The 4,447-nt window shown below is 67.9% G+C and carries 3 protein-coding genes; all 3 read left to right on the top strand.

The window, feature by feature from the left end; all coding sequences use genetic code 11:
- The first annotated feature begins 156 nt into the window (after positions 1–156).
- The 3 genes from ACFWY9_RS42440 (at position 157) to ACFWY9_RS42430 (ending at position 4,116) form a co-directional block, all read left to right on the top strand.
- Positions 157–816 carry a hypothetical protein gene (locus ACFWY9_RS42440; protein ID WP_378322779.1) on the top strand — a complete coding sequence of 220 codons (660 nt, stop codon included), beginning with the start codon at positions 157–159 and terminating at the stop codon, positions 814–816.
- A gap of 58 nt (positions 817–874) precedes the next feature.
- On the top strand, positions 875–2,428 hold the full coding sequence (locus ACFWY9_RS42435; protein WP_378322778.1) for an alkaline phosphatase D family protein: 1,554 nt from the start codon (positions 875–877) through the stop codon (positions 2,426–2,428).
- A gap of 194 nt (positions 2,429–2,622) precedes the next feature.
- Complete coding sequence (locus ACFWY9_RS42430) at positions 2,623–4,116, top strand: glycoside hydrolase family 28 protein (RefSeq protein ID WP_378322777.1); 1,494 nt, start codon at positions 2,623–2,625, stop codon at positions 4,114–4,116.
- Positions 4,117–4,447: the final 331 nt, after the last annotated feature.

The raw sequence follows: 4,447 nt of genomic DNA, 5'->3' as shown, positions 1-4,447 counted from the left end.
GGGGGCGCTGCCCCCCCGCGCGCCTATCCCCCCGGGGCCGCGTGTGTTTGGGGGTTTGGGGGTTTTTGCGTAATCCTGTGGGGGGGCCCGCGCGGGGGGGCGCGGGGCACCGGCGATTTGTACGAGTCGTGTATGCCCGCTCGTCAGGCTCGGCTCATGGTGCGTTCGAAGTTACGACGTCTCGCCGGTTTCGGGATCGTCCTGGCCACGGCCGGTGCGTTGACGTTGGCCGGCGCGCTCCCCGCGTCGGCGGCGGTGTCCGGGACGGTGACCACGGCGGGTGACCCCCTCAACGTCCGTCGCGCGGCGAACACCGCGGCGACCTCGGTACGGACCGTGGCCAACGGCGCGACGGTGAGTATCGACTGCCAGACCACCGGCACGAAGGTGACCGGTCCGCTCGGGACCTCGACGCTGTGGGACTACGTGCCCGCACTCGGCGGGTACATCTCCGACGCCTACGTCAAGACCGGCGCGGACACCCGCGTCGCCCCCGATTGCGGTGTCGGCAGTGGCAGCGCCCAGTGCTCGGCCGGGACCTGCGCGGGGGAGGGCCAGTTCCGGTCCTCGGACGCGCATTTCCTGGTGTACGACAGCGAAGCGGACGGCAAGTCCGCCGTGGTCGCGTACTGGCTCAAGGGCGGCGCCGGCCCGTTCTACGTGTGGAACTCCGGCGGCAACGGCACGGTCGTCGACAAGGCCGTTTCCGTGCCCAAGGGCGGCTGGGTCTTCTACAAGGCCTGCGTGGGCCATTACGCGGCCACGAATCCCACGCTCGAAGCGTGCAGCGCCGGTCTCACCGACTTCGCCGCGTAAGCGCTTTCTCTTCCACCGAAGTCCCCACCACTGAATGTTCCCACGAAGGGGTTTTGCCATGGGCCGAGTGAACCGGCGATCGGTGCTGCTGGGCGGGCTGGCCGCGGCGGGCGCCGTCGCGCTGCCCGCGTCGCTGCCGTCGTGGGCCAGCGCACGCACCACCGCGGCGGCACCGCCGATCCACGACCCGTTCCAGCTGGGCGTCGCCTCGGGCGACCCGCTGCCCGACAGCGTCGTGCTGTGGACCCGCCTCGCACCCGCGCCGCTGAACGCCGACGGCTACGGCGGAATGCCCGACGCGTCGTATGCCGTCGACTGGGAGATCGCCAAGGACGAGGCGTTCACGACGGTGGTGCAGCGTGGCACGGTGACGGCGGCCAGGGCGTCGGCACACAGCGTGCACGTCGAACCGGCGGGTCTGGAGCCCGCGCGCGAATACTTCTACCGCTTCAAGACGTCCGGCTACCTCTCGCCGGTCGGCCGGACGCGCACCGCGCCCGCCGCCGGCGCCGCGGTCAACCAGCTGAGGTACTGCTTCACCTCGTGTCAGCACTGGGAGGAAGGCTGGTACCACGCGTACAAGGGCGTCGTCGCCGACAATCCCGACCTGGTGTTGTTCCTCGGCGACTACATCTACGAGAAGAAGTCCGGCCGCGCCAAGGCCGAGCTCAACCCGCGTCGCCTCGCTGTCCCGGACGACGCCGACACGCTCGCGCTCTACCGGGCCCGGCACGGGCAGCACAAGACCGACGCCGATCTCCAGGCCGCGCACGCGCTCGCCCCGTGGATGGTCGTGTTCGACGACCACGAGGTGATGAACAACTGGAACGGCACGACCAGCCCCGCGCCCGCCGCGCGCAAGGCGGCCGGGTTCCAGGCGTTCTACGAGCACATGCCGATCCGGGCCACGGCCAAGCCGAACGGCGCCTCGATCCAGCTGTACCGCCAGTTCCTGTGGGGCAACCTGGCGCGCTTCCACATGATGGATACGCGGCAGTACCGGAGTGCGCAGGTGTCCGGCACGGCGTGCGGTCCCTACCGCGACCCGGCGCGGACGATCACCGGTTCGGCACAGGAACAGTGGCTGCTCAAGGCGTTCGAGACGCATCCGGCGACCTGGGATTTCCTTGGCCAGCAAGTGTTCTTCGCGCAGCGCGACGGCGACGGCAAGAAGGACACCTGCGAGAGCCCGGATTCCTGGGACGGCTACCAGGCCTCCCGCGACCGCATCACCCAGGGCTGGATCGATCGCAAGGTGCCGAACCCGATCGTACTGACCGGCGACGTCCACCGGCACTGGGCCGCGGACCTGCGCAAGGACTATTACGACCACAGCGACCCGATCGTCGGCTCGGAGCTGGTGACCACTTCGGTCACGAGCAACAGCGACACCGCGACCCCGCCCAGCGCGGCGTGGCTGGCGAACAACCCGCACATCAAGTACTGCCAGGGAAAGCGCGGCTACGTCCGGGTGGACGCCACCGCCGCGCAGCTGCGGGCCGACTTCGTCGTCGTGTCCGACACGACCGAGCACGACCCCGCGAAGATCACCATCAAGCCGGACGTCGGTTTCGCCGTGCAGGCGGGCAAACCCGGTTTGCAGAAGGTGTGACGCGGGTTACAGGACGGAACTCGGGCGTCTCGTCCGCTGTCTGAGTTCCGTCTCCTCGAGGCTGTTTCACCGTGGGTGGAACACCGGGAGGGTCCCGCGCCCATCTGGGGGTGGTGCGGGACCCTCCTTACTCGTATTCTGGGCTTTCCGCCGTCGTGTCCCGAAATTCTCCTCACGACAGAGGCGGTATCCCCGTGAAAACGAAGAGAAAAGGCCTGGTCGCGTTGCTCATGGCGGCCGGACTGGTCCTCGCTGGTACGCAGGTTTCTGCTGCGGTGTCCGGTGGCGTGGTCGACGTCAAGGACTACGGCGCCAAGGGAAACGGCTCCGCCAACGATTCCGCGGCGATCGACAAGGCGATCACCGCGGCGGGCGGCGCGGGTGGTGGGACCGTGCGTTTTCCGCCCGGTACTTACAAGTCGGCCAACACGGTCCACCTGAAGAGCAACGTCACGATCCAGCTGGACGCCGGTGCCACGATTCTCGGGGACGGCGCGAAGACGTACGACAAAGCCGAACCCAATCAGTGGGACGAGTACCAGGACTACGGGCACAGCCATTTCCACGACGCGATGTTCTTCGGGGACGGACTCACCAACATCGCCTTCACCGGCTCCGGCACGATCGACGGCGGCGGCCACCTGATCACCGGGAACCCGAAAAGCGGCGAGGCCGACAAGATCCTGTCGCTGACCCGGTGCGACGGTCTCACCCTGAACGGGATCAAGCTGCGGCGTGGCGGACATTTCGCGGCGCTGATCAACGGCTGTAAGAACGTCGTCTCGGATCACCTGGTCATCGATACGGCGGGCGACCGGGACGGCTGGAACATCATCAGCACCACACACGTGCGCATCACGAACATCACGGTCGCCGCGAACGACGACGCGCTCGTGTTCAAAAGCGACTACGCGCTCGGGAAGAAGCTCCCGAACGGCGATGTCACGGTGACCGGCGCGAAACTCTCGGCGGTGTGTTGCAACGCGCTGATGTTCGGCTCGGAAACCTGTGGTGACTTCACCGGGTACCAGTTCTCCGACGTCGTCATCACCGGGGCGCACAAATCGGGGCTGGGCATGGTTTCCATGGACGGCGCGAAGATCTCCGACGTGCACTACCGGAACATCACGATGTCCGGGACGTACTCGCCGATCATGCTGAAGATCGGGACCCGGAAACGGTGCGGGAACGATCCGGGTGTCGGTTCGATCAGCGGGATCACCTTCGAGAACATCAAGGGCACCTACACCGGTGGCGGGTCGTTCAGCCCGACGATCTGGGGTGCCGGTACCGCGAACCGGGTCAGCGATGTGCGGTTCACGAACGTCGATCTCACCGTGCCGGGCGGCAACGGAACGATGTCCACGGATGTGCCGAGCAACAACGCCACCGACTACAACCCGAAGAGCATCGGCACGCGCCCCGCGTTCGGCTGGTACCTGCACTACGCGTCCGGCATCCGGTTCGACGGCGGTGCGGTGAAATTCGCGAAGGACGACGGCCGCCCGGCGATCATCGCGAACAACAGCTCCGGTATCGCCTTCGACCGGTTCACCGTGCAGCGCGGTGGAAAGAGCCCGTTCGACGTCGGCTTCCAGAACGTCGACGGCTACTGCGTCACCGACACCACCACGACCACCGGCGCCGCCCCGCGCCTCTCCACCCCCGGCTCCACCCCACACTGCTGACGCCTCGCCTGAAAGTTCGTGAAGGCCTCCTTCACGGCGCTCAACGCCGGTATGGAGGCCTTCACGGACCTTCCCTGGGTCGCTTCCGCATGGTTTCGGGGCTCATGACCGCGCCGACCCGCCGAGCAGTCGTTCGGGACGTTCGCGCGAACCCGGCGTGTGGGGCCGGACGCACCGAGGGACGCCTTCGGTGCGTTGGGTGCGGCGAGGGCGTCCCTCGGTGCGTTGAACGCACCCGGGGCGTCCCTCGGTGCCGCCGCGCAGAGCCGCCCCGCCGCCCGCAGCGCAAAGCCGTGGGGGCCTCCTTGAGGGACCCAGAGTCCCTCAAGGA

This window comes from Amycolatopsis sp. NPDC059027, from assembly GCF_042739735.1.
Taxonomy (GTDB): domain Bacteria; phylum Actinomycetota; class Actinomycetes; order Mycobacteriales; family Pseudonocardiaceae; genus Amycolatopsis.
The sequence above is the reverse complement of the archived record's forward strand: the minus strand, read 5'-3'. Positions and strand labels throughout refer to the sequence as shown.

Excerpts from the sequence above, each read along its gene's own strand:
- ACFWY9_RS42440 (WP_378322779.1), top strand. The coding sequence starts at position 157 with ATGGTGCGTTCGAAGTTACGACGTCTCGCCGGTTTCGGGATCGTCCTG.
- ACFWY9_RS42435 (WP_378322778.1), top strand. The coding sequence starts at position 875 with ATGGGCCGAGTGAACCGGCGATCGGTGCTGCTGGGCGGGCTGGCCGCG.